Origin of the sequence: Marinobacter pelagius (genome assembly GCF_900114925.1) — a bacterium.
Classification (GTDB): Bacteria; Pseudomonadota; Gammaproteobacteria; order Pseudomonadales; family Oleiphilaceae; genus Marinobacter; species Marinobacter pelagius.
Genome location: NZ_FOUR01000006.1, coordinates 199,737 through 224,321, shown reverse-complemented (window position 1 = coordinate 224,321; position 24,585 = coordinate 199,737). Strand labels below are relative to the sequence as shown.

The 24,585-nt window shown below is 59.8% G+C and carries 20 protein-coding genes and 1 tRNA gene; 18 read left to right on the top strand and 3 right to left on the bottom strand.

Going from position 1 to position 24,585, the window contains the following annotated elements:
- Positions 1-90: 90 nt before the first annotated feature.
- The 3 genes from pncC to BM254_RS13280 all read left to right on the top strand — a co-directional run bounded on the left by pncC (position 91) and on the right by BM254_RS13280 (position 2,302).
- The gene (pncC, locus tag BM254_RS13290; RefSeq protein ID WP_092004507.1) at positions 91-591 is read left to right on the top strand and encodes a nicotinamide-nucleotide amidase; all 501 of its coding nucleotides are present in this window, start codon (positions 91-93) and stop codon (positions 589-591) included.
- Between the two features lie 176 nt (positions 592-767).
- The gene (gene recA, locus BM254_RS13285; protein WP_092004504.1) at positions 768-1,814 is read left to right on the top strand and encodes a recombinase RecA; all 1,047 of its coding nucleotides are present in this window, start codon (positions 768-770) and stop codon (positions 1,812-1,814) included.
- 26 nt (positions 1,815-1,840) lie between these two features.
- Positions 1,841-2,302 (top strand): flavodoxin family protein, encoded by a 462-nt coding sequence (locus tag BM254_RS13280; protein ID WP_092004702.1) that lies wholly within the window; start codon positions 1,841-1,843, stop codon positions 2,300-2,302.
- Between the two features lie 13 nt (positions 2,303-2,315).
- Here BM254_RS13280 and BM254_RS13275 read toward each other — a convergent pair whose 3' ends face one another.
- Positions 2,316-2,693, bottom strand: coding sequence for a PilZ domain-containing protein (locus BM254_RS13275; RefSeq protein WP_092004501.1), 378 nt, complete (start codon positions 2,691-2,693; stop codon positions 2,316-2,318).
- Between the two features lie 251 nt (positions 2,694-2,944).
- Between BM254_RS13275 and BM254_RS13270 the strand changes: the two genes are divergently transcribed.
- Genes BM254_RS13270 through BM254_RS13260 form a run of 3 tightly spaced genes read left to right on the top strand, consistent with a single transcriptional unit; the run spans position 2,945 to position 7,660 of the window.
- Positions 2,945-5,353: a Lon protease family protein gene (locus BM254_RS13270; protein WP_092004498.1), complete on the top strand. Its 2,409-nt coding sequence runs from the start codon at positions 2,945-2,947 to the stop codon at positions 5,351-5,353.
- Between the two features lie 39 nt (positions 5,354-5,392).
- On the top strand, positions 5,393-6,013 hold the full coding sequence (fixJ, locus tag BM254_RS13265) for a response regulator FixJ (RefSeq protein ID WP_092004494.1): 621 nt from the start codon (positions 5,393-5,395) through the stop codon (positions 6,011-6,013).
- Between the two features lie 51 nt (positions 6,014-6,064).
- Positions 6,065-7,660, top strand: coding sequence for an ATP-binding response regulator (locus BM254_RS13260; RefSeq protein WP_092004492.1), 1,596 nt, complete (start codon positions 6,065-6,067; stop codon positions 7,658-7,660).
- Here the strand turns inward: BM254_RS13260 and BM254_RS13255 are convergent.
- Entirely contained in the window at positions 7,657-8,532 is an 876-nt protein-coding gene (locus BM254_RS13255; protein WP_092004489.1) for a MaoC/PaaZ C-terminal domain-containing protein, read from the bottom strand. The genes BM254_RS13260 and BM254_RS13255 overlap by 4 nt on opposite strands.
- Positions 8,533-8,684: 152 nt before the next feature.
- Between BM254_RS13255 and BM254_RS13250 the strand changes: the two genes are divergently transcribed.
- Both BM254_RS13250 and BM254_RS13245 read left to right on the top strand, forming a co-directional pair.
- Entirely contained in the window at positions 8,685-9,716 is a 1,032-nt protein-coding gene (locus BM254_RS13250; RefSeq protein ID WP_092004486.1) for an AraC family transcriptional regulator, read from the top strand.
- A gap of 133 nt (positions 9,717-9,849) precedes the next feature.
- A tRNA-Asp gene (locus tag BM254_RS13245) sits at positions 9,850-9,926 on the top strand.
- Positions 9,927-10,131: 205 nt separating this feature from the next.
- Here the strand turns inward: BM254_RS13245 and BM254_RS13240 are convergent.
- A complete protein-coding gene (locus BM254_RS13240; protein WP_092004483.1) occupies positions 10,132-11,190 on the bottom strand; it encodes an AraC family transcriptional regulator in 1,059 nt (352 codons plus the stop codon).
- A gap of 138 nt (positions 11,191-11,328) precedes the next feature.
- On the opposite strand from BM254_RS13240, the gene BM254_RS13235 reads away from it, so the two are divergent.
- The 10 genes from BM254_RS13235 to BM254_RS13190 all read left to right on the top strand — a co-directional run bounded on the left by BM254_RS13235 (position 11,329) and on the right by BM254_RS13190 (position 24,556).
- Positions 11,329-13,392, top strand: a complete 2,064-nt coding sequence (locus BM254_RS13235; protein WP_092004480.1) for an NADPH-dependent 2,4-dienoyl-CoA reductase — start codon at positions 11,329-11,331, stop codon at positions 13,390-13,392.
- Between the two features lie 181 nt (positions 13,393-13,573).
- Positions 13,574-14,827 carry a DNA repair protein gene (locus BM254_RS13230; protein ID WP_092004699.1) on the top strand — a complete coding sequence of 418 codons (1,254 nt, stop codon included), beginning with the start codon at positions 13,574-13,576 and terminating at the stop codon, positions 14,825-14,827.
- 110 nt (positions 14,828-14,937) lie between these two features.
- On the top strand, positions 14,938-15,822 hold the full coding sequence (locus tag BM254_RS13225; protein ID WP_092004477.1) for an NAD(+) kinase: 885 nt from the start codon (positions 14,938-14,940) through the stop codon (positions 15,820-15,822).
- A gap of 2 nt (positions 15,823-15,824) precedes the next feature.
- Complete coding sequence (locus BM254_RS13220) at positions 15,825-16,838, top strand: metallophosphoesterase (protein ID WP_092004474.1); 1,014 nt, start codon at positions 15,825-15,827, stop codon at positions 16,836-16,838.
- A gap of 46 nt (positions 16,839-16,884) precedes the next feature.
- Complete coding sequence (locus BM254_RS13215; protein ID WP_092004472.1) at positions 16,885-17,739, top strand: rhomboid family intramembrane serine protease; 855 nt, start codon at positions 16,885-16,887, stop codon at positions 17,737-17,739.
- A gap of 175 nt (positions 17,740-17,914) precedes the next feature.
- Entirely contained in the window at positions 17,915-18,208 is a 294-nt protein-coding gene (locus BM254_RS13210; protein WP_092004467.1) for a YeaC family protein, read from the top strand.
- On the top strand, positions 18,205-19,044 hold the full coding sequence (locus BM254_RS13205; RefSeq protein WP_092004464.1) for a DUF2797 domain-containing protein: 840 nt from the start codon (positions 18,205-18,207) through the stop codon (positions 19,042-19,044). The genes BM254_RS13210 and BM254_RS13205 overlap by 4 nt, the downstream gene beginning before the upstream one ends.
- A gap of 22 nt (positions 19,045-19,066) precedes the next feature.
- The gene (gene pepN / locus BM254_RS13200; RefSeq protein WP_092004461.1) at positions 19,067-21,709 is read left to right on the top strand and encodes an aminopeptidase N; all 2,643 of its coding nucleotides are present in this window, start codon (positions 19,067-19,069) and stop codon (positions 21,707-21,709) included.
- A 178-nt stretch (positions 21,710-21,887) separates the two neighbouring features.
- A complete protein-coding gene (locus BM254_RS13195; protein ID WP_425434496.1) occupies positions 21,888-23,273 on the top strand; it encodes a DUF1329 domain-containing protein in 1,386 nt (461 codons plus the stop codon).
- A gap of 137 nt (positions 23,274-23,410) precedes the next feature.
- Positions 23,411-24,556: a WD40/YVTN/BNR-like repeat-containing protein gene (locus BM254_RS13190; RefSeq protein ID WP_245777442.1), complete on the top strand. Its 1,146-nt coding sequence runs from the start codon at positions 23,411-23,413 to the stop codon at positions 24,554-24,556.
- Positions 24,557-24,585 lie beyond the last annotated feature (29 nt).

Below are 24,585 nucleotides of genomic sequence, written 5' to 3'. Positions count from 1 at the left end.
CTTGCTTTTGGATGAAGCCGTGAATTGTAAGAAAATAACGGCGGCGATGAAATGAAGGGTTTGTATCCCCATTACAGGAAGGAGCGGATCATGGCGACGACTGATCAGGAGCTGGAGCAGGCCGGGGTTCGCCTGGGTAAACTGCTGCAGGAGCAGGGGCGTACCATTGCCACGGCAGAGAGCTGTACCGGCGGCTGGGTGGCCAAGGTGCTCACCGATCGCGCAGGTTCCTCCGCCTATGTGATGGCCGGCCTGGTGACCTACAGCAACAGTGCCAAACAGGCCCTGCTCGGAGTGTCGGCGGATTCCCTGGAGCAGCATGGCGCCGTCAGTGAGCCGGTTGTCCGCCAGATGGTGGCCGGCGCGGTTCAGGCTGCCGGGGTGGATGTGGCCGTGGCGATCAGCGGCGTGGCAGGCCCCGGTGGCGGCAGTCCCGACAAGCCGGTGGGAACGGTCTGGTTTGCCTGGGGCAGCGGTCTGGACCAGACCGAGGCCGTGGTCAAACACTTCGACGGTGACCGGGATGAGGTGCGCCGACAGTCGGTTTTGTTTGCATTGCAGGTAGTTACCGGCTTCCTTGAGGGCGCGTGACAATTTTCTTGATCAGGTTCACGGGATGAGGGGTTGGTCTCCCCGTTCGCTTGTGTTTTAATACTGTTCAAATATACAGGGAATCTGCTGGATGAGCACAGTGGTTTCCCTTCCGGATTCCGCTGCCAATACCTTGGAAAGACCTGGCAGCCCAGTCGACAAGGGGTTTTGTACCGATGGAAGACAACCGCAAGAAAGCACTTAGCGCAGCACTGAGCCAGATTGAACGCCAGTTCGGCAAGGGCGCCGTCATGAAGATGGGGGATCAGCCCCGCGAAGCCATTCCTGCGGTGTCCACCGGCTCCCTGGGGCTGGACGTGGCTCTGGGTATTGGTGGTCTTCCTTATGGTCGAATCTGCGAGATCTACGGCCCGGAGAGTTCCGGTAAAACCACGCTCACCCTGCAGGTGATTGCTGAAGCCCAGAAGGCCGGCAAAACCTGTGCGTTTGTGGATGCCGAGCATGCCCTGGACCCGGTCTATGCCGAAAAGCTGGGTGTCAACGTCGACGACCTGCTGGTGTCCCAGCCGGACACCGGGGAACAGGCCCTGGAAATCGCGGACATGCTGGTTCGCTCCAACGCCGTTGACGTCATCATTGTTGACTCCGTAGCCGCCCTGACGCCGAAAGCGGAAATCGAAGGTGAGATGGGTGACAGTCATGTTGGCCTGCAGGCGCGACTGATGTCCCAGGCACTGCGCAAGCTGACCGGTAACGTCAAGCACGCCAACTGCCTGATGATCTTCATCAACCAGATCCGTATGAAGATCGGCGTCATGTTCGGTTCCCCGGAAACCACCACCGGTGGTAACGCCCTGAAATTCTATTCCTCGGTGCGTCTGGACATCCGCCGCATCGGTTCCGTGAAAGAGGGCGACGAGGTGGTCGGTAACGAGACCCGCGTCAAGGTCGTGAAGAACAAGGTATCGCCGCCGTTCAAGCAGGCGGAGTTCCAGATCATGTACGGCAAGGGTATCTACCACATGGCCGAAGTGCTGGATATGGGCGTCAAGGAAGGCTTCGTGGACAAGTCCGGTGCCTGGTACTCCTACAACGGCGACAAGATTGGCCAGGGCAAGGCGAATGCCTGCAAGTTCCTGGAAGAGAACATGGATATCGCCAACGAGATCGAGGCCAAGGTCCGGGACAAGCTGATGCCCAAGCCGGAAAAGAAAGAAGCGGCCGCTGAAGCGCCGGCGGAAGCCAACGGAGAATTGCTCTAAGGTTCCGTTTGTCGGGGGAGGATGCCATGAAGCGACTGCTCATTGTTGCCCACGCGCCTTCCCCGAATACCCTCCGTCTGCGGGACGCTGTCGAGAACGGCGCCCGCCACGAAGACATCGAGGCCGTCGAGGTGGTGGTCAAACCACCGCTGGAGGCCGGTCCCGATGACATCCTTGCCTGTGACGCCATCATCCTGGGTACCACCGAAAACCTGGGCTACATGAGTGGTGCGCTGAAAGACTTTTTTGACCGCAGTTACTATCCCTGTCTCGAGAAAACCCAGGGCTTGCCTTTTGCCTATTACATCCGCGCCGGTCACGATGGTACCGGTACCAATCGCGCCATCGAGAGCATCACTACCGGCCTTCGCTGGAAACTGGTGCAGGATCCGCTGATCTGTCGCGGGGAATACCGGGATGAATTCGAGGAGCAGTGCCGGGAGCTGGGCATGTATGTGGCTGCCAGTCTGGATGCGGGGCTGATCTAGGGCGCTTGTCTGGCTAGCCGGCGAGACTGTTGTAGAAGCCCTCGATGCGGGACAGGGCGTTGTCCATGGCCCGGGAGTAGCCTTTCTTGTTGAGGCAATAACTGAACTGCACGCTGACCCGGTAACCGGTCTGGAACGGCTGGCAATCCACCACCCGCGCGCCGACCCGTGACTCGCTGATGTATTTGCCCTGCAGGTCGAGAAACAGTCGGGCCCCGGGAGCCATCGGGCGAGGGCAAAGCACCGCCATGCCGTAGCGGTTGAGATCAAGACAGCTGACGGTGATGACATTCCTGCTTCGGCCAAAGAAGCCCCGCTCCTGCATACGCACCTTCAGGCACGAAGCCGGATAGCGGTCCTTGATTCTGCGATCGGCGGAATCATTCGTCATAACTGGGCATCCATTGCGATTCTTGTCCTGTGTCGGCCTGAACCATGGCCGGGTGAAGAAGTTTAGTGCCGGGATCGGCGGCTGAAAAATGACCAGATGTGGTTTTGTGCGCTGGTTAACAAAAGCCGTCGGAGCCGTGGCCGCTAAAACTTTGGCCGAAACGCGACATGGCGGCCTGCAGAATCTACAATGGGCGGCCAAAGACCAGATGATAAATCATCAACGCATTCTGACTGTTACAGGAACACACATTGAAGTCATTGCCTCTGCATCAGCTGTACAAGTCCTGCGTACTGAAAGACCTGCCATTCAAAACCACCCGGCAGCTGGAGCCCCTGGCGGAGATTGTCGGCCAGAACCGGGCCCAGGAAGCCGTCCGGTTCGCGCTGGCAATGCCCCATGGCGGCTACAACGTCTATGCGGTCGGGCGTAATGGTCTGGGTAAGCGCACCATGATGCTCCGCTACTTGGAGCATCATGTGGATACCGAGCAGCAGAGCCATGACTGGTGCTATGTCGCCAATTTCGAAGAGCCGCGGGTGCCAAAACTGTTGCAGTTGCCAGGTGGCAAGGGTACCCAGCTCAAGCAGGACATGGAAAAACTGATGTCCCGTCTGGTCAAGGTCATTCCCCAGACCTTTGACAGTGACAGCTTCCTGGAACGCTCCGAACAGCTCAAGAATGAGTACGCGCAAAAGCAGGAAGAAGAACTCGAGAAAGTGGCCACCCAGGCCAAGCGCAAGAAGGTACGCCTGACGGTCTCGACACCCGGGGGCTATCGTCTGGTGGCGATGAACGGTGAGGAGCCCCACACCGCCGAGACCTTCCAGGCGCTGACCCAGGAGCAACGGGACAAGTTCGAGGATTCGATCAACAAGCTCGAGAAGAGACTGCGCCAGGCCCTGCGCAAGATTGCCGACTGGGAGCAGGAGTACGCCGAGAAGCAGCAGGCGCTGAACCAGGAGACCCTGGAGGGTATTTCCGGCCACCAGATTGATGAGCTGATCGAGAAGTACAAGGATCTGTCCGATGTGGTCGGGTACCTGGAAGCGGTGCGTGCCGATCTGGTGGAAAATCTGGACATCTTCCTTGAGGACAACGACGAGCAGGCGGCCATTGCCTATGCCTCCCTGGACAAGAAGATGCCCCGCCGTTACCTGGTCAACCTGCTGGTGCACCAGAAAACCAACGAGGTACCGGTGGTGGTCGAGGACAACCCGACCTATCACAACCTGTTCGGCTACGTGGAGAATGTCACCTACAAGGGCACCGTGTTTACCGACTTCTCCCTGATCCGGCCGGGTAGCCTGCACCGGGCCAACGGGGGCTACCTGCTGATGGACGCCATCAAGGTCCTCGAGCAGCCCTTTGTCTGGGACGGTCTGAAGCGGGCACTGCGTTCACGTTCCCTGCAGATCAACTCCCTCGAGCGCGAAATGACACTGTCCGGGACCATTTCCATCGAGCCCGAGGCCGTGCCGCTGGACGTGAAGATTGTGCTGTTCGGCGATCGGGAAACCTGGTTGCTGTTGCAGGAATACGATTCCGAGTTCGCCGAACTGTTCCGGGTGACGGCGGACTTCGAGAACGAGATGTACCGCACCGACGACAGCCAGTTGCTATACGCCAAGTTCATTGCCAGCCTGGTGGTGGAGAAAAAGCTGCTGCACTGCTCCAACAAGGCGGTGGCCCGGATCATCGAGCACAGCGCCCGTATGGCAGAGCACCAGAACCGCCTGTCCCTGCACGCAGCCGACATCGCCAACCTCCTGCGCGAGTCGGATTTCTGGGCGCGCCAGGCCAAGGCACGGCTGATCACCGAGGTTCACGTGGAGCGGGCCCTGGAAAGTGCCCGGTACCGCAGCAGCCGTATCCGGGACCAGTTCTACGATTCGATCCGCGATGGCTCCACCCTGGTCACCACCACGGGCACCTGCGTGGGCCAGGTCAACGCGTTGTCCGTACTGTCTACCGGTGGCTTCGAGTTTGGCCTTTCCAACAGGGTGACAGCGACCTGCTACTATGGAGATGGCGGGGTCATGGATATCGAGCGTGACGTAAAGCTCGGTGGCAACCTCCATTCCAAGGGTGTGATGATTCTCACCTCCTGGCTGTCCTCCCTGTTTGCCGTGGAGGATCCGATGCACCTTTCGGCCAGTCTCACCTTTGAACAGAACTATGGTGAGGTGGAGGGTGACAGCGCGTCCCTGGCGGAACTGTGCGCGCTGGTATCATCGCTTTCCGGAGTGCCCGTGCGCCAGGACCTGGCTATTACCGGCTCGGTCAACCAGTTCGGTGAGGTGCAGCCTATCGGTGGCGTGAACGAGAAGGTCGAAGGTTTCTTTGCCACCTGCCAGCTCAAAGGCGGGCTCACGGGGACCCAGGGCGTGGTCGTGCCTACCACCAACGTCCAGAACCTGATGCTCGACAGCGAAGTGGTCCAGGCCGTCCGGGAAGACAAATTTGCGGTCTACGCCGTATCCCACGTGGAGGAGGCCATCGCGTTGCTGCTGGGCCGCCCGGCGGGCAAGGCCGACAAGAAGGGCCGGTACCCGAAGCAGAGTGTTTTTGGCATTATCCAGCAACGGCTTGAGAAAATGCGTGAACACGAGCGCCAGGAACACGCCAAAGAAGAACATAAGGATCCGTCAATTCACTGACCGGAAACGACAAGAAAACGGACAGGAGAGAATACACCCATGACTGATATCCAGCAGACGGTATACGTAGTAGAGGATGACGAGGCGGTGCGGGATTCGCTCGAGCTACTGTTGAAATCCGACGGCAAGCCGGTGAAAACCTATGAAAGCGCCAATGCCTTTCTCAAGGATTATTCCGACAAGATGGCAGGCTGTATTGTGCTGGATATCCGGATGCCCGGAATGGATGGCATGGAGCTGCAGAAGAAGCTCAACGAGAAACACTCGATCCTGCCGATCATTTTTGTCACCGGTCACGGGGATGTTCCCATGGCGGTGGACGCCATGAAAGAGGGGGCTGTGGACTTCATCCAGAAGCCCTACCGCGAGGAAGCCCTGCTGGAGAAGATCGAGGCCGCCCTGGAGCAGGATCTCGAGCAGCGCAAGACCCTGGACGAAAAGCAGGAGATCATCCGCCGTATCAAGAGCCTGACGCCCCGGGAGCACGAGATCATGGACCGGATGATTGCCGGTCAGGCGAACAAGGTGATCGCCATCGAGCTGGAGATCAGTCAGCGCACTGTGGAGATTCACCGTTCCCGGGTCATGCACAAAATGGGCACCCACTCCCTGGCCCATCTGGTTCGTATGGTCTTGTCCGTAAAGGACCTTATCGACTAACCAGGGTGGCACCGGCATCATAGCCGGACGTTTCTAACCGGCCACGTTTGTATGACTGAAGCTGTCTGCGAGAACTCCGAGGTGACGGTTCTGCTGGTTGATGACAACCCGCAGAACCTGAAAGTCCTCTACGAAACCCTGAAAGACAAAGGCTACCGGCTGCTCATTGCCAACGAAGGCGAAAAAGCGCTGGACCTTGCCCACCGGCATCAGCCGGAAGTGATTCTGCTGGACATCATGATGCCCGAAATGGACGGTTACGAGGTGTGCCAGCGCCTCAAGGCCGATCCCCAGACGGCTGATTGTGCCGTGGTTTTCCTGTCCGCACTCGATGACTTGCAGGCCAAGGTCAAGGGTTTCAATCTCGGCGGGGCCGATTACATCTCCAAACCTTTCCAGTCCCAGGAAGTCATTGCCCGGGTCAAGACCCATGCCCGCGTCATCCGGCTCGAGCGGGAATTGCAGGCCCGAAACCGGGAGCTGCAGGGTGACCAGGCCCGCATCCTCAATTCCATCAGCGAGGGTATCTACGGGCTCGACGAGAACGGCATCATCGAGTTCGCGAACCCTGCTGCGGGCGAGATCGCCGGCGTTCCGGTTGACGAGCTGATCGGCCGCAACTTTTTTGACACCCATTTTGCCACTGCTTCGGACAACCCGGACGGGCTGCCGGTTCAGATGACCTGCCGCCAGGGCCAGGCCGAGGGCCAGCGGGATATTCGCATGTTGCGCATGGACGGTTCCGGCTTTCCGGCCGAGTACCGCGCCACGCCCAAGCTGGATAACGACGAGCTTCACGGGGCTGTGGTGGTTTTCCGGGATATCACTGCGGAACTGGAGAGCGAGCGGGAGCTGCAGGAGGCCCGGGAACTGGTCCAGGAACAGCGTGATCAGCTGGCCCATACCTCGCGCCTGACCACCATGGGTGAGATGGCCGCCGGTTTTGCCCACGAGGTGAATCAGCCGCTGACCGCGATCACCAATTATGCCCGGGTCGCCAAACGCATGATGGGCAAGGAATCCCCGGATCTGTCCCTGCTGCAGGAGACCCTCGACAAGATCGAGGCCCAGTCCCACCGGGCCAGCGAGATCATTCGCCGGATCCGTCGTTTCATGAAGAAGCCGGCGACCGGCAAGGAAGTGCTTTCGGTGCCTGCCTTGCTGGAAGATACTCGTCAGTTTGCGGAAGTGGACATGCGCAACAATGAAGGCGGTATCGAAGTCACCTTTGATGAGGACCTGCCTGAGGTTGTGGCTGACCCGATCCAGGTTCAGCAGGTAGCTCTCAACCTGATCCGCAACGCCCTTGAAGCGACGCGATCGGCTGATTCATCGGTACCGGTGGAAGTCAGTGCGCGCCTGGCCGGAAACAGTTGCGTGCGGGTCGAGGTTCGGGACCATGGTGTCGGCCTGCCGGAAGAGGCCGAAGAGAAGCTGTTCCATCCGTTCTACACCACCAAGGATGAGGGTATGGGAATCGGGCTGGCGACCTGTCGCTCGCTGATCCAGGCCCAGGGTGGCGAAATCGGCTTCGAGCGCCCCGAGGACGGCGGCGCCCGGTTCTTCTTCACTTTGCCGGTTGCCGGTGCCGAGGGCGAGCCCTGCAAGGCGTCCGATAGCGCCGCCGAAAGCAAAAGCGAAAGCTAGAGCCAGTCAATGCGCCCGCTCAGGTGGGGCGCATCGCCCTTGCTGTTCAGTAGCTGGTAATCCCAGCCCTTGTCTCCCGTTTGCCAGTTCAGTTGCGCCGTCCCCGGCAGGAACAGGGGCTTCTTGAACTGGCAGCTGATCCTCAGTGCGCCGCTCTTCCAACCTTCCTGCTGCTCCAGCAATGCCAATGCCCGGGCTTTGCTCCACATGCCATGGGCGATGGCCCTGGGAAAGCCGAATGCCTTTGCGCTCAGGGCGTGCATGTGGATCGGGTTACGGTCCCCGGAAACCGAGCCATATTGCCGGCCAATGGACTCCGGCGCCTGGATGCTCAGGGTGTTCGGATAGCGCTCCAGTTCCGGGCGCTCGGTTTTGCCCGCCGGCTTGTCGTTCGACCGGGCCTGACGGAACAGGTTGGTGCTGGTCTCTTCCCAGGCCAGGGCGCCGGCAGAGCGGGCCTCGGTGATCAGGTCGAATTCGATGCCGCGATCCGTGCGTTGCTGGTTTCCCAGGCGTACGGTGAGGTCCAGTGATTCCCCCTCGCCAATGGGGCGGTGTTGTGTAATGGTATTGCGCAGATGCACCAGGCCGAGCAGGGGCAGGGGAAAGTCCGGCTCGGTGAGCAGCTTGAGGTGCAGCGGAAATGCCAGGATGTGCGGCCAGGTGATCGGGGCGTGGGTGTGCTGACCAAACCCGCAGATTTTCTTGTAGTCCCGCAGTTGGCGAGTCACTGTGGAGGCACCCAGAAGATGTGCCTCAAGTGCCGGAATTTCAGGAGCATCCCCGGCGCCGGTCTTTTTCGGAAGCAGCGCTTTTGCAAACATTGGCACCAGTGGTGGCGGTGTGTGGTGGTAAATCAATGGGTTTGGCATGGTGCAGGTCTCCTTGCGGCCTGATATGCTCTAATATAAGACGATGGTCTTAGAGTCTGGCAAACCCGGCCAGAACAGGCATTGACTTGGCGAGCCCGGCCGGTTGTCCAGCCGGTCAAGGTAGTACCCATAAAGAATAAAAGCGGGATCATATGCAGGAACTTCGTGACGCGGGAGTGATGTTACGCCTGATTTACGAGGCAATGAAGAAAAAGGGTATCGATACCGATGCCATCTTCAGTCGCCTGGGCGTGGATGAAAGTTACGTTTACACAGACCAGTTGCGCACGCCCCACAGTGCCCAGCTGTACTTCTGGCAGGCCGTGGAAGACGTGTCCGGTGACCCGGATATCGGGTTGCATCTCGGGCCGCTGCTGCCAGCCTACAAGGGCCAGGTGCTCGAGTACCTGTTCCTCAGCAGTCCGACCTTCGGTGAGGGCCTGCGCCGGGCCCAGAACTACCAGCGCCTGCTGAGCGATGCGGCCAATACCGATTTCTTTATCGAGGGCGATGACGCCTGCATGGTGCTCGACGCCGCATCCGACGCCGTTCGCCGTCTGAAGCACTTCAACGAGTGCTTTGTTCAGGGTCTGATTACTTTCTTCCGTTCTGTCACCGATGACAATTTCTACCCCTCGCGCATCGAGTTCGAGCATGAGCGGGAAGAAGGCCAGGAGCACGCCGGGGAAGTTCTGGGCTGTGATGTGGTCTTCGGGGCCTCAGAGAACCGGCTGTACTTTCCGGCCAAGCTGCTGGCCCACGCCTCCCCCCATGCCGAGCCGGAATTGCTGGACCTCCATGAGCGGTTCGCCAGCGAGCAGGTTGCACGTCTGGAGAAGAAGGACATCGTGGGGCAGGTTGAACGGATCATTGCCGAGCTGCTGGACAGTGGCGAGGTGACCCTCGATGCGGTCGCCGAGCGCCTCGGTATCAAACCCCGGACCCTTCGGACCCGGCTGACCGAAGCCGAAACCAGTTTCAACCAGGTGTTGGCGGATTTCCGTTATCGACTTGCCCGGCAGTTGCTGGCCACCACGGACGAATCCATCGACGAGATCGTGTACCTGACCGGCTTCTCCGAACCCAGTACTTTCTATCGGGCGTTCAAACGCTGGTCCGGCATGACCCCGATCGAATACCGGAAGACCTCCCAGGGTAAGGATGCCCTGGTGGATGCCATGTAAGAAAACTTTTTCGGACTTTTTTCAGGAAAAACGTTGACATGGTCGGGGGCGTCTTTATAATGCGCCCTCGTTGTCACCGAGCAGTCACAGACAAGGCTGCACACCTTACGAGGTATCTGGTGATAGCCCACGCGGAGCGGTAGTTCAGTTGGTTAGAATACCGGCCTGTCACGCCGGGGGTCGCGGGTTCGAGTCCCGTCCGCTCCGCCATTTTTCCTCCCCCTGTTTTTTCTTGATCCATTCCGGATTTTGAAACATTCCCGTCACACGAAGCGTTTACCTTGGCGATTAAAGTTCGCACGAGGGTAAAGTCATGTCTGACTACGAAGAAGAATTGCTGGAAACCCGGCTGGATGAATTCGAGGACGATGGCGAGTTCATCGACGACGCCACGGAACTCTGATCCCGTTTCCGGTTAATCCGCGTTATTTGTGTTTATCCGCATTTGCCGGCGATGCTCGCCGGGGCTCATCCCGAACCAGCGTTGGTAGGCTTTGTGAAAGGCCGGCGGGTTGGCAAACCCCAGCAACCAGGCAATTTCCGACAGGGAGCTGTTGGTTTCCTTCAGATAATCCAGTGCCAGCTGTTGTCGGGTCTCATCCAGTAACAGCCGGAAGTTGGTACCCTCGGCCGCCAGTTGCCGCTGCAATGTCCAGGGCGAGGTGCCGAGTCGCGCCGCAACCGTTTCCAGCCCCGGCGTCTCTCCGCGGAACAGGGGCGTCATCAAGTGCCGCACCCGGTCCGAGGTGCTCCAGCCCCGTTTGATCCTTTCCAGTTCGCGCTCACACATCATGCAGAGCTGCTCGTGCATGGCCGGGTGCGCCTGGTTGCTCGGTTGGTGCCAGGCACTTTTCTTGAGAATCAGGCTGTTCTCTGTGGCGCTGAATTCCACCGGGCAACGGAACCAGCTTTCAAACAGGTCGTCCAGGCCGATCGACGGGTATTCGATGCGGACCTTCTCAAGCACGTCGTAACGGCCGGTGAGGGTGCGTGCCAGCTGAGTCCAGGCTGCCAGCACCGAGTCCACGACGAAGTAATTGAACCGGTTGTAGGGACGGATCGAGTAGAAGCTGACTAGCCGCTTGTCGGGATCGGTTCCGGGATGACCGCGACTGTTCTGGCTGGTGAGCCTCGAATAACGTACCAGCTTCATCAGGGCCTGCCCGATGGTCGGCGCGGTCTCCGCCGCCAGTCCGGCCAGGCCTGCGTCGATCGGCCGGGATAGAGCCCCCATCCGCAGTCCCAGTGCGGGGTTGCCGGTCAGCCTGATGGCGGCCTCTCCCATCCGCATGAAACGGGGGATGCTGATCCGCGCTTCCGGGGAGGTCAGGGCGGTTTCGTCCAGATTGAATTGCCTGGCCAGCACCTCGTGGTCTGCTCCTTCCTCCCCGGCAGCACGCAGCAGTACCGAAACATACAGGAGGCTGATGTCGCCGAGCGCGTTGCGGTTTCCGGGCTTTGAGGGTGTTCTCACGGGGTATTCCTGATCGGGTGTGGTTTGAGGATAACATAAAGTTGTTTGGGGATATTGAGAGCGGTCAGCCGGACCGCTACTTTGTGGCGTATAACGAAAGACGGCCGCAACGCCGGCTGCCAATACGAGGAGATCAATATGACCGCAACACCGGGCACGCAGAAATACCCGAACCTTCTGGAACCGCTGGATCTGGGCTTTACCCGTCTCCGGAACCGTACCCTGATGGGCTCCATGCACACTGGTCTGGAGGAAGCCAGGAACGGTTTTGATCGTCTGGCAGCATTCTATGCCGATCGCGCCCGGGGCGGTGTTGGTCTAATTGTCACCGGTGGTATCGGTCCCAACGAAGAGGGCGCGGTGTTCCAGCACGCGGCCAAGATGAGTACCGAGGAAGAGTCCGATCGCCACAAGGTGATTACCGAGGCGGTGCACGAGGCCGATGGCAAGATCTGCATGCAGATTCTCCATGCGGGCCGCTATGCCTATTCGCCGGCACTGGTGGCGCCGTCGCCGATCCAGGCACCGATCAACCCGTTCAAGCCCAAGGAGTTGGACGAAGACGGCATCGAGAAGCAGATCAATGACTATGTAAACTGCGCGGCACTGGCCCAGCGGGCCGGGTACGACGGCGTCGAGATCATGGGCTCCGAGGGCTACTTCATCAACCAGTTCATCGTTACCCACACCAACCAGCGCACGGATCGCTGGGGTGGCAGCTACGAGAACCGGATTCGCCTGCCCGTCGAGATCGTGCGCCGGGTCCGGGAGCGGGTCGGCGAGAACTTCATCATCATCTACCGCCTGTCCATGCTGGATCTGATCGAGGATGGCAGCACCTGGGAAGAGGTGGTCCACCTGGCCAAAGAGATCGAGAAGGCGGGTGCCACCATCATCAACACCGGCATCGGCTGGCACGAGGCACGGGTGCCCACGATTGCCACCTCGGTTCCCCGTGGCGCCTTCACCAAGGTGACGGCCCGTCTGAAGGGTGAAGTGAGCATTCCGCTGGTGACCACTAACCGGATCAACATGCCGGATGTGGCCGAGAAGGTCCTGGCCGAAGGGGATGCCGATATGGTCTCCATGGCCCGGCCGTTCCTGGCGGACGCGGACCTGGTGCTGAAGGCGGCGGAAGACCGTGCCGACGAGATCAACACCTGTATCGGCTGCAACCAGGCGTGCCTGGACCATACCTTCAGCGGCAAACTGACCTCCTGCCTGGTCAACCCCCGCGCCTGCCACGAAACCGAGCTGACCTGGGTGAAGACGGCCAATCCGAAGTCCATCGCCGTGGTTGGCGCCGGCCCTGCCGGTCTGGCCTTTGCGACCGTGGCCGCCGAGCGTGGTCACAAGGTCACGCTGTTTGACGCCGGCAGCGAAGTCGGTGGCCAGTTCAATGTTGCCAAGAAAATCCCGGGCAAGGAGGAGTTCCACGAGACTCTCCGTTACTTCCGGGTGATGCTGGACAAACACGGGGTGGATGTCCGTCTGAACACTCGTGTCAGCGCCGATGAACTGAAAGCCGGAGGCTTCGATGAGGTGGTCCTGGCTACCGGTGTCGAGCCGCGGACTCCGGATATCGAGGGTATCGACCATCCGAAGGTGATCGGTTACCTGGATGCCCTGCTGGAACGCAAGCCGGTTGGCCGGAAGGTGGCGGTCATCGGTGCCGGCGGCATCGGTTTCGACGTCTCCGAGTTCATCGTGCACCAGGGGGCTTCTGCGTCCCTGGACACCGGCGAGTTCATGAAGGAATGGGGCGTTGATCTGAGTGTCGAGCACCGTGGCGGTATCCAGGGTGTGACGCCGGAAGTACCGGAGCCTGCCCGCGAGGTTTACCTGCTTCAGCGCAAGGCGTCCAAGGTCGGCAAGAACCTGGGCAAGACCACGGGCTGGATTCACCGGACGTCCCTGAAGAACCGCCATGTGCAGATGGTTCCGGGGGTTTCCTACCGCAAGATTGATGACGAGGGTCTGCACATCACCGTGACACCGAAAGGTGCCGAGAAAGGTGAGGACAAGGTGCTGCCGGTGGATACGATCATCATCTGTGCCGGGCAGGAGCCGCTGCGGGAACTTCAGGCTGGTGTCGAAGCCGCCGGGCTCCCGGTTCATCTGATTGGCGGCGCCGATGTGGCGGCCGAGCTTGATGCCAAGCGGGCCATCGATCAGGGCAGCCGGCTGGCCGCGGAAATCTGATCACAAAACGTTGCAGTTTTTATCTGTCCATCGACATTTGTCTGGCTAGACTATTGGAAAGCCTACGGTTATCCGTAGGCTTTCTGGTATTGGTGCATGCCGCTGGACGAATTTTCCGATGGAACGCTCCGGGGAAGCGAAGCGTGTAAGTGTCCAATTTCTGAATCCTGGAGATGGAATGATGGTTTCTGCCGATCAGGCAACCGATGGCTACTCAGCCGTATTTTTTATGGAGGAGGGGCGTATTGCCCGTCAGATGCGCGCTTCCGAGTTCGGCGCTTTCCTCGACGGTTATGTCGGTTTATCTGACCTGGCGGAAACGGACGTCAAGGCCGTCCTGATCGAGCTGGGGGGCGACCTTCTGGTGCGCTCGCTGGTGTTCTTCCGGATCTGGTTTGATGACGAGGGTCGCGCCGACACCAGCTGGAACGTGCCCATCGAGGCGTTGGCCAGAGACGGCGCCAAGGGGCCGGATATGGGGGCGGGTCCGATCCGTCTGGTGTGTCGCAGCCAATGTCCGGATCCGAAGTTTGCCAAGGAACTCTGGGACCCGGATATGACGCCGGGCAACAACCACTTCCAGGCTATCCGCAAGGCGGTGGAAAGCAATACCCTGAGATTCCAGAAGATCGAGCCCGTCGAGGAGGATATTCCCGTCCTCAACGCCAAGGAGGAGCCGGCGAAGGCAAAGGAGCCGGAGGATGATGGCGCGGGGGCAGCAGACCGTGCCCGCCTGGCGCAGCTGATCCGTGAACAGCGTTTACGCATCAAGACCCTGCAGAGTGTGCATCGGGATTCTCTGGCGGACCTCCAGCGGGAGCACCGCAACGAAATGCAGTCCCTGCGCAGCGAAATGGCCGATCTGGAGCAGAAATACGAGCGCCAGCGGCTGACCAGCGAGCAGCTCAAGCAGCGCCTGTCCGAGCGTAACGAACAATACCTCTCCATGCAGGAGCAGATCGGGAGCGCCGACGAGGATAAAAAGCGGGACGACGCCAACGTCGGTGCCGAACTGGTTCTGCTCCGGGAGCAGCTTGAGCGCAAGCAGCGCGAGCTGGAAATGCGTGACGAGAAAATAGTCTCCCTGGAAGAAGAGAACCACGAGTTGCGGCACCGGGAGCCGCCAGAGAACTCCATTCTTGACCATCTGCGCAAGCAGTCGGTCTTTCTCGTGGCCTACCATGCCGGCGTGGGCCACGTGACCCTGCCGTTCGAAGACATCGAGACCTACTTCACCAACCCCGTGGCCTATGCCGCTGAACGTTGTGGCATGAACGAGCCGGCTTACCGGGAGTGGCTGGAGCACTACGAGAACCCGGTGTGCTGCCACCAGGACGGGGATGGTAACGAGTGTGCCGAACCCATCATGCGGGTCAGCCAGCCGGCGGACTTCCGTCCGGGTGTGGATGACCGCTGCGAGCAGCACCAGGCCTGATCCACGCATCTTTTTTCAGAATCCAGCCGACTTTCGTTACACTGTACGCCATCGTTGCAGGGTAGCGGAGGTGCTGTTCCCTGCTGCATCCCGGGATCACAGGAATTTTCATGGATCAGTTCAGGAATATCGGCGTAATCGGACGGATGGGCAGCGTCAAGGTGGTGGAGACGCTGAGGCAGCTCAAGCAGTACCTGCTTGCCCAGAACTACCAGGTCATTCTGGAAGAAGACACCGCGGGAATGATTCCCGGCCATGGCCTGCAGGTGGCCAGCAAGAAACTGCTGGGCGAAATCTGCGACCTGGTAATCGTCGTCGGCGGTGACGGCAGTCTGCTGGGCGCCGCCCGGGAGCTGGCGAAGTCGAAGATTCCTTTGCTCGGTGTGAACCGGGGGCGCCTCGGCTTCCTCACCGACATTTCTCCTTCGGATCTTGAAGAGCGCCTGGGCAAGGTGCTGGAAGGGGAGTACATCGAGGAAACCCGCTTCCTGCTCGATGGCAATGTCGAGCGTAACGGCCAGCCGCTCGGTTTCGGCAGTGCCCTGAACGACGTGGTGCTGCATCCGGGCAAATCCACCCGGATGATCGGCTTTGACCTGTTTATCGACGGTCACTTCGTCTACAGCCAGCGCTCTGACGGCCTGATTGTCTCCACCCCCACCGGCTCCACCGCTTACTCCCTGTCTGCCGGCGGCCCGATCATGCACCCCAAGCTTGACGCCATCGTGCTGGTGCCGATGTTCCCCCACACCCTGAGCAGCCGCCCGATCGTGGTGGACGGCAAGAGCGAGATCAAACTGGTGATCGGGGATACCAACGAGACCTACCCGCAGGTGAGCTTTGATGGCCAGATGAACATCTCCTGTGCGCCCGGGGACATCATCCGTATCACCAAGAAGCCGTTCAAGATCCGTCTGATCCATCCGACGGACCATAACTTCTATGCCACCTGCCGTGACAAGCTTGGCTGGGCAAGTGAAATCGCAGCGAGTTGATCATGGCTGGTAAGAATCCCTCCGCAAATCGCGGTTTCGATATCATCGGCGACATCCACGGTTGCGCCCACACCCTGGAAAAGCTCCTGGACCGGATGGGGTACCGCAAGGTCAACGGTGTTTACGAGCATCCCCGGCGCCAGGCCGTTTTCATAGGTGATATCATCGACCGGGGCCCACGTATCCGGGAAGCACTGCACCTGGTGCGGGACATGGTGGAGCATGGCTCGGCGCGGATTGTCATGGGCAACCACGAGTACAATGCACTGGGTTACTGCACCCGTGCCCGCCCGGGCAGCGGCAAGACCTGGTTGCGGGAGCACAATCCGCGCCACGATCGGCTGATCAAGGAAACCCTTGAGCAGTTCGATGCCCATCCCCACGAATGGAACGAGTTTCTGGAATGGTTCTACACCATCCCCCTGTTCATCGAGGAAGAGGACTTCCGGGTGGTGCACGCGTGCTGGGATGGTGACCTGATCAAGAAGTTCAAACGGGTGCAGGGTGGCGCCTGCATTGACGAGGATTTCCTCCACGCCTCGGCGGCCATCGAGTCCTTCGCGGGACAGGTCATGGATACGCTCCTGCGGGGTACGGACCTGCGCCTGCCGGAGGGTATGTCCATAACCGGCAAGGACGGCTATGTCCGCGAATTTTTCCGGACCAAGTTCTGGGCCGACCAGCCCCATACCTATGCCGATGTGGTGTTCCAGCCCGATCCCTTGCCGCCGGAAGTGGCGAAGCACGTGCTGACCGAAGACGAGCGCAAGCAGCTCATCAGTTACCCCCTGGATGCGCCGCCGGTCTTTGTCGGCCATTACTGGATGGAGGGCCGGCCTGCGCCGCTGAAGCCCAATGTGGCCTGCATCGATTTCAGTGCGGTGAAGTACGGCAAGCTGGTGGCCTACCGGTTTGACGGCGAGCGGGCACTTTCCCGGGACAAGTTTGTCTGGGTAGATGTGGAGCGGCCAGAGGCTCCGGAGTACCCCACCAGCGAAGACAGCGTTGCGCGCTAGCGGTTTGTCTTGTGGTGAGCCCATACCCCTGATCATGAGGTGAGAATTGTATCGGGTAAAGCAGTTGGATTCCTCGGTGAACCTTGCCGACTTCAGCCAGTGGCTGAGGGATCAGGGCGTGGGGCATCGTATAACGGAAGAAGGCGGTCAGCAGGTGCTCTGGCTGGAACATGAAGAGCACGCGGAACCTGTGCTGGCGGCCCTTGAGCGCTTCCTGGCCGAGCCCGATCTGAGGGAGGCAGTGGCCAGCCAGAACCGCTCGCCGGCCTTTGTCGGCGGGCGCTGGCAACCGGCGCCTCGCCACGCCCCCATGGTTCTGGGGCTGATCGTGTTTGCCGTGGTGATGGTCTGGCTCACGGGGATGGGCTCCAATGAGCTCTCCGCCGCCCTGATGGTGGTGGACCCGCGGAATTTTGACTGGACCACTTTCAGTGGTCGCATCGATGCGCTGTCGGCCACCCTGGCCAGTGGCCAGGTCTGGCGTCTGATCACGCCGGATTTCCTGCATTTCAGCTGGACCCACATCATTTTCAACTCAGTGATGCTCTGGTTCCTTGGCAGCCAGGTCGAGTGGTTTGACGGCAAGGGCCGGCTGATCACCCTGTTCCTGGTGACCAGCTTGCTATCCAATGGCTTGCAGTACCTGGTTTCCGGGCCTCTGTTTGGTGGCCTGTCCGGCGTGGTGTACGGGATTCTCGGTTATTGCTGGCTGAGCCAGCAGCGGGCACCCAGGTTCCAGTTCCCGCCGGCGCTGGTGACCTTTGCGGTGATCTGGATGGTTCTCGGTTTTACCCCATTGCCGGAAATGCTGGGTCTGGGCAGGATGGCCAATGGAGCACACCTGGGTGGTTTTGTCGCCGGGTTGCTCTGTGCGCTGGTTTTGCCCGTAAGGAAAGGGTGAGCGGATAAAAAAAGCCCCGCCGAAGGGCGGGGCGTAAAGAGAGCTTTTAGCTCCTGATGAGAGAGACCAAATGATACGACCGTCGTCATTTGGTGAGGTAATGATAATTATTATCGTTTGCATCTGTCAAACGATTGCGCCGATTTTTTTGTGAAGGTTTTTTCAGGAGAGCGGAATGACATACGAAGAGCTGATCGAACGTCTGGATCCGGCGGTATACCGGAACCTTCGCCAGTCCATTGAACTGGGCAAGTGGCCGGATGGTCGCAAGATGACAGCCGAACAGCGCGCTATCAGCCTGGAAGCGGTGATTTACTACGAGAACAAGCACAACGTGCCTGAAGACGAGCGGGTGGGTTACCTGGACCGTGGCAGCAAGGCGGGAACGGCCTGTGATCCTTCCGTCCAGCACACCAACAGCCAGAACCGGGATGTCGATCCGGACCAGTTCGTAGAGGTCAAGTCTTGAGCGAAGCCATCGATGTAACCGGCCGGTTGCGCAAGATGCCGGTGGAGGCCGGGCAGCCGGTTTCCTACATCATTGCCGTGGGTGACGCCCGGGTGCCGTTGAACCACCTGATTGGTCACTCCATCCGCATCGATTTTGACGGGGTTATTCGCTGCATCCATTGCGACCGTAAGACCAAGAAGAGTTTCAACCAGGGCTACTGCTATCCGTGTTTCCGCAAGCTGGCGGCCTGCGACAGTTGCATCATGAGCCCGGAAAAGTGCCACTACCACCTCGGTACCTGCCGCGAGCCGGAGTGGGGGGAGACCCACTGCATGGTCGAGCACGTGGTGTACCTGGCCAATTCTTCCGGACTCAAGGTCGGCATCACCCGCGCTTCCCAGGTACCGACCCGATGGATTGACCAGGGGGCAGTCGAGGCCATTCCCATGGTCCGGGTCAGAACCCGTTATATTGCCGGTCTGGTGGAAGTGGCGTGCAAGAGCCATGTCACCGACCGCACCAACTGGCGTGCCATGCTCAAGGGCGATGTGCCGGAGCTGGATCTGGTGGCGGAACGCCAGAAAATGCTGGCGGCCATCGCCACCGATATCGCGGAACTGCGAGAGGTGCATGGCGACGACGCCATCCGGGAGGTGGATGAGTCCGGGCTTGGCCTCAGCTATCCGGTCGAAGTCTGGCCGTCAAAGATCAAAACCCATAATCTGGACAAAACGCCGGAAGTGGAAGGAGTACTGGAAGGCATCAAGGGCCAGTATCTTATTCTCGACACCGGTGTGATCAATATCCGCAAGTTTACCGGGTATGAGGTCCGCTTCCGGGCGGACGCCAGCTGAATAGAACTCCGTGGAGAATGTAATGCGTAGCAACCAGCCACAAACCATTTACCTGAGCGAATACCAAGTACCGGCGTATCTGGTTGACCATGTGGATCTGAGGTTTGAGCTTTTCGAGGAAGGCGCCCGTGTCCACAGCACGCTGTCGGTGCGCCGGAATCCCGATTCCAGGGCAGCCAGCGCACCGCTGGAGCTGGATGGTGACAGCCTCAGGCTGGAATCCGTCGCCCTCGATGGCGCCGAGTTGTCGGCGGCTGATTACGAGGACCGGGGTGATCAGCTGGTCATTGCCTCGGTGCCCGAGCAGTTCGAGCTCTCGGTGGTAACCTGGATCGAGCCCCAGAACAACACCCGCCTCGAAGGTCTGTACAAATCCTCCGGTATGTTCTGTACCCAGTGTGAGGCTGAGGGCTTCCGCTGCATTACCTTCTTCCCGGACCGCCCGGATGTCATGGCCCGTTTCCGCACCCGTATCGAGGCGGACAAAGCTTCCTATCCGGTGCTGCTGTCCAACGGCAACGACGTTGACCGGGGCGAGCTCGAGGGCGGCCGTCATTTTGTCACCTGGGAAGACCCGTTCCCGAAACCCTGTTACCTGTTTGCCCTGGTGGCCGGCGATCTGGTGGAAAAACGGGACACCTTCCGGACCTGTTCCGGTCGCGACATCGACCTGCGCATGTACGTGGAGCCGCGGAATGCGGAGAAATGCGACCACGCCATGGACTCCCTGAAACGGTCCATGAGCTGGGATGAGGAAGTCTATGGTCGGGAATACGACCTGGATATCTTCATGATCGTGGCCGTCGACGATTTCAACATGGGGGCCATGGAGAACAAGGGCCTGAATATCTTCAACTCGTCCTGTGTCCTGGCCAGTCAGGATACCGCCACGGACGCCGCGTTCCAGCGTATCGAGGCGATCGTCGCCCACGAGTACTTCCACAACTGGTCCGGCAACCGGGTCACCTGTCGTGACTGGTTCCAGCTGAGCCTGAAGGAAGGCTTCACCGTGTTCCGGGATTCCCAGTTCTCCGCCGACATGGGATCGCCAACGGTCAAGCGCATCGAGGACGTGACCCTGCTGCGCACGGCGCAGTTTGCCGAAGATGCCGGCCCCATGGCCCACCCGGTGCGGCCGGCTTCGTACATGGAAATCTCCAACTTCTACACCCTGACCATCTACGAAAAGGGTGCCGAAGTGGTGCGCATGATTCATAACCTGCTGGGGCCGGAGATGTTCCGTAAGGGCTCCGACCTTTACTTCGAGCGTCACGACGGTCAGGCGGTGACCACCGATGATTTTGTCCGTGCCATGGAAGATGCCTCAGGGCGTGACCTGACCCAGTTCCGTCTCTGGTATGAGCAGGCGGGCACGCCGGTGCTCAATGTCTCCGATGAGTTTGATGCAGAGCAGGGCGTATATCGCCTGAACATTGCGCAGCACATCCCGGATACCCCGGGCCAGAGCAACAAGAAACCGCAACACATTCCGTTTGCCCTGGGTCTGCTGGGCAGTCGGGGTGAGCCCCTGCCGCTCAAGCTAGAGGCGGGCGAGGAAAACGCACCGGCTGAACGGGTTCTGGAGCTGACTGAAGCGAGTCATACCTTTGAGTTTCACGGCATCGGTGAGCGCCCTGTGCCCTCACTCCTGCGTCATTTCTCCGCGCCGGTGCGGGTGAATTACCCGTGGTCCCGTGAGCAGTTGCTGTTTTTGATGAGCCACGACCCGGACGGTTTCAACCGTTGGGATGCCGGCCAGAGACTGGCGGTGGATGTGATCCAGTCCCTGGTGGGTGCGCCCAAAGATGCTGCCGTCGAGCCGCGACTGGTCACTTCCTATCGCCACCTGATCTGCGACTCCTCCCTGGACCAGGCGCTGGTGGCCAAGATGCTGCAGCTGCCCTCCGAGGCCTACCTGATCGAGCTGGCGGACAATGCCGATGCTCCTGCCATCCACCGTGCCCGGGAACGGGTGCTCAAGCACCTGGCCATCTCCCTGCGGGATGAGCTGGTTGCCTGTTACCGGCGCAACCTCGAGTCCGGTGACTACGAGATTACCCCCGAGGCGATTGCCCGTCGCAGCCTGCGCAATACCGCCCTGGCATGGCTCCTGGTGATCAATGACGAGGAAGGGCGTGAGCTGGCCGTTCGCCAGTTCCGTTCTGCCGATAACATGACGGACCGGATGGGCGCACTTCGGGCCCTGGTGAACTCCGACTACGAGGAAGACCGCAACCTGGCGCTGGAAGAGTTCTACCAGCAATTCCGGGAGGACCCGCAGGTAATAGAACAGTGGTTCTCGGTCCAGGCTGCCAGCGATCGTGCCGGCCAGTTGCCCCAGATTCATGCCCTGCTGGAGCACCCGGCGTTCGATTGGAAGAACCCCAACAAGGTGCGTTCCGTGGTGGGTGCCTTTGCCGGGCAGAACCTGTCGGCCTTCCACAACCCGGATGGCTCGGGCTATGACTTCCTGGCCGAGCAGGTGTGCCGCCTGGATGACAGCAACCCGCAGATTGCCGCCCGTCTGGTCACGCCCCTGACCCGTTGGCGGAAGTTTGCCCCGGAGTACAGTGAGCAGATGAAGGCAGCGCTGGAGCGGATCCGTGACAAGGACGGTTTGTCCCGGGATGTCTACGAGGTGGTTCACAAGAGCCTGGCTGGCTGAGCCGCCGGTGTCCGGCTGTGGCAACAGAGCCGCTGCCACAGCCGGATACAAAATCGCACTTTCGGTCGATAGACAATGTTGCCCGATCCGTTAGTCTAATTGAAAGTCTCAAGCTCCATGGGACCACAACAAAAAAGCCCCTCAAGAGGCTTCCAGACGGATTTAAGGTTAGACCATGATGTATAACAAAAACACGCTGTTGAGCGGCCTGTTGGCCCTGTCTGTCTCGGCTGTACCTGCCTACGCTGCTGTCTCCCAGAGTGAGGCCGCCCGTCTTGGCACCGAACTGACTCCATTTGGCTCTCCGAAAGCCGGCAACGCTGCCGGAACCATCCCCGCGTGGGACGGTGGGCTGACCGAACCCCCGGCCGGTTACCGGGAGAGTGGTCAGCACCATATCAACCCGTTCCCGGATGACGAGGTGCTGTTTACGATCACGGCCCAGAACATGGATCAGTACAACGAATACCTGACCGACGGCGTCAGGGCCATGTTCGATACCTATCCCACGACCTTCCAGATTCCCGTGTACCAGAGCCGACGCACCCATGCCGTGCCGGACTGGGTTGCCGAGAACACCCGGGATAACGCCACAAGTGCCGACATCGTGGGCGAGGGCGCCGGTATCGAGGGTGCCTACGGTGGTTACCCCTTCCCGATTCTGCACGGCAATGATGAAGAGAAGGCCTGGCAGGTCATCTGGAACCATCTGACCCGCTGGCGTGGCATTTATGTAACCCGCCGCTCCAGTGAGGTGGCAGTCCAGCAGGATGGCGACTACTCGCTGGTGACATCCCAGCAGGAAGCCTTTTTCAACTATTACAACCCGGAAGGTGACGAGAGTACCCTCGACAACGTCATCTTCTACTATCTGTCATTTACCCAGTCTCCGCCCCGTCTGGCCGGTGGTGCGATCCTGATTCATGAAACCATGAACCAGATCATCAACCCCCGTAATGGTTGGGGTTATAACGCGGGCCAGCGCCGGGTCCGTCGTGCTCCGAACCTGGGTTACGATTCCCCGATCGCGGCTTCCGATAACCTCCGTACCGCGGACGACACCGACATCTTCAACGGTGCCCTGGACCGCTATAACTGGACTTACCTGGGCAAGCGGGAGATCTACATTCCCTACAACAACTACCTTATCGGGGAGAAAGGCCTGTCCTATGACGACATCCTCGGTATCTCCCACATCAATCCCGATCTGACCCGCTGGGAGCTGCATCGGGTGCACGTGGTCGAGGCGACCCTGAAGCAGGGTGAGCGCCATATCTATGGCAAGCGCCGTTTCTATGTCGATGAGGACAGCTGGAACACTGTGCTGCTTGACCAGTACGACGGTCGCGGCGAGTTGTGGCGCGTCACCATGGGCCTGCCGAAGAATTATTATGAATTACCCGGTGTGTGGACGGTGCTGGACGTCTATCATGATCTTCAGGCCCGCCGTTATCACGTTCTCGGACTCGATACCGAAGAGCCCAATACCCGGGTGTTCACTGACAAGATTCCCAACAGGCGCTACTTCTCACCGGCCTCGCTGCGCCGCAGGAGTGTTCGCTGAGGCGCGAGGATCGCAACCCCGCCCAAAGGGATTGGCATTCAACATACCGGCAGTCGAGAGGCTGCCGGTATGTTTACAGTTAGAACCGGCTTTACCGGACAGAGACACACAGTAAAAACAACCGATAGGCAAACCGAATGGCTACAAGCTTGATGCGTAAAACCCTGGGTGCAACCTGCCTTGGGCTTTCCATGGCCTGTGCATCTCCGGCTGTATTGGCAGTGGGGGATTTGCTTGAAACACCGGCCCGTCCCACGGAACTCGCTCCACAAAGCCTGCTGAACGACGTTGCCGTTGCCGGCGACCGAATTGTCACGGCGGGCGAGCGCGGGCACATCATCTACTCCGATGACGAAGGGCAAAGCTGGACCCAGGCCGAGGTGCCGGTGTCCGTAACCCTCACTGGCGTGGATTTTGGTACTGAAAGCCACGGCTGGGCCGTGGGCCACAGTGGCGCGGTGTTGCATTCGAGTGATTCCGGCGCGAACTGGGAGCTCCAGTTGGACGGCATCCGGGCAGCAGAGCTGGCTATCGCCAGCCAGGAAGATGCCATCGCCAAAATGGAAGAGCGCGTCGAGCAGGCACCTGAAGAAGAGAAAGAAGACCTCGAGTGGGCGCTGGATGATCTGTTCTTCCGCCTGGAAAACATGCAGGCGGACCTGGATATCGGTCCGGTAAACCCGTTCCTGGATGTCTGGTTCGAGAATGACAGTCACGGCTTTGTAGTCGGTGCCTACGGTATGATCTACCGCACCACTGACGGTGGGGAAAGCTGGCAGGACTGGTCACCGAAGCTGGACAACCCCCAGGGTTTTCACCTGAATGCCATCTCCAGCATCGCCGGCGGAGCCCTGTTTATTGTCGGTGAAGCGGGCCAGATCCACGTTTCCATCGATGGCGGCGAAACCTGGGAGCGCCGAGAGAGCCCTTACCCGGGCTCATTGTTCGGCGTGATCGGCACGGGCCGCGTCAACGAAGCCCTGGCTTTCGGCCTTCGTGGCACCCTGATGTATTCCGCGGATCTCGGCAAGTCCTGGTCAGTGGTCAATACCGGTTCCACGGCAACCCTCAATGACGGCGCCGCCGAGGGTGACCGGATCATCCTGGTTGGTAATGGTGGGGCTGTGCTCACCAGTGGTAACGGAGGGGATACCTTCCGCGAATACCTGCGTGATGACCGTCAAGGGGTAATGGGTGTGGTGCCGGTTTCGGACACCAATCTGCTCCTGGTAGGCGAGGGTGGCGTCAAGCACGCCGATCCCCAAGGCAAGAACCTTCAATAACGCCCTGATGTGGCAACAACAGAACCGAT

Excerpts from the sequence above, each read along its gene's own strand:
- pepN (WP_092004461.1), top strand. The coding sequence starts at position 19,067 with ATGCGTAGCAACCAGCCACAAACCATTTACCTGAGCGAATACCAAGTA.
- pncC (WP_092004507.1), top strand. The coding sequence starts at position 91 with ATGGCGACGACTGATCAGGAGCTGGAGCAGGCCGGGGTTCGCCTGGGT.
- BM254_RS13255 (WP_092004489.1), bottom strand. The coding sequence starts at position 8,532 with ATGCCAAACCCATTGATTTACCACCACACACCGCCACCACTGGTGCCA.
- BM254_RS13230 (WP_092004699.1), top strand. The coding sequence starts at position 13,574 with ATGGTTTCTGCCGATCAGGCAACCGATGGCTACTCAGCCGTATTTTTT.
- recA (WP_092004504.1), top strand. The coding sequence starts at position 768 with ATGGAAGACAACCGCAAGAAAGCACTTAGCGCAGCACTGAGCCAGATT.
- BM254_RS13220 (WP_092004474.1), top strand. The coding sequence starts at position 15,825 with ATGGCTGGTAAGAATCCCTCCGCAAATCGCGGTTTCGATATCATCGGC.
- BM254_RS13275 (WP_092004501.1), bottom strand. The coding sequence starts at position 2,693 with ATGACGAATGATTCCGCCGATCGCAGAATCAAGGACCGCTATCCGGCT.
- BM254_RS13235 (WP_092004480.1), top strand. The coding sequence starts at position 11,329 with ATGACCGCAACACCGGGCACGCAGAAATACCCGAACCTTCTGGAACCG.
- BM254_RS13210 (WP_092004467.1), top strand. The coding sequence starts at position 17,915 with ATGACATACGAAGAGCTGATCGAACGTCTGGATCCGGCGGTATACCGG.
- BM254_RS13280 (WP_092004702.1), top strand. The coding sequence starts at position 1,841 with ATGAAGCGACTGCTCATTGTTGCCCACGCGCCTTCCCCGAATACCCTC.
- BM254_RS13250 (WP_092004486.1), top strand. The coding sequence starts at position 8,685 with ATGCAGGAACTTCGTGACGCGGGAGTGATGTTACGCCTGATTTACGAG.
- fixJ (WP_092004494.1), top strand. The coding sequence starts at position 5,393 with ATGACTGATATCCAGCAGACGGTATACGTAGTAGAGGATGACGAGGCG.
- BM254_RS13190 (WP_245777442.1), top strand. The coding sequence starts at position 23,411 with ATGGCTACAAGCTTGATGCGTAAAACCCTGGGTGCAACCTGCCTTGGG.
- BM254_RS13195 (WP_425434496.1), top strand. The coding sequence starts at position 21,888 with ATGTATAACAAAAACACGCTGTTGAGCGGCCTGTTGGCCCTGTCTGTC.
- BM254_RS13225 (WP_092004477.1), top strand. The coding sequence starts at position 14,938 with ATGGATCAGTTCAGGAATATCGGCGTAATCGGACGGATGGGCAGCGTC.
- BM254_RS13260 (WP_092004492.1), top strand. The coding sequence starts at position 6,065 with ATGACTGAAGCTGTCTGCGAGAACTCCGAGGTGACGGTTCTGCTGGTT.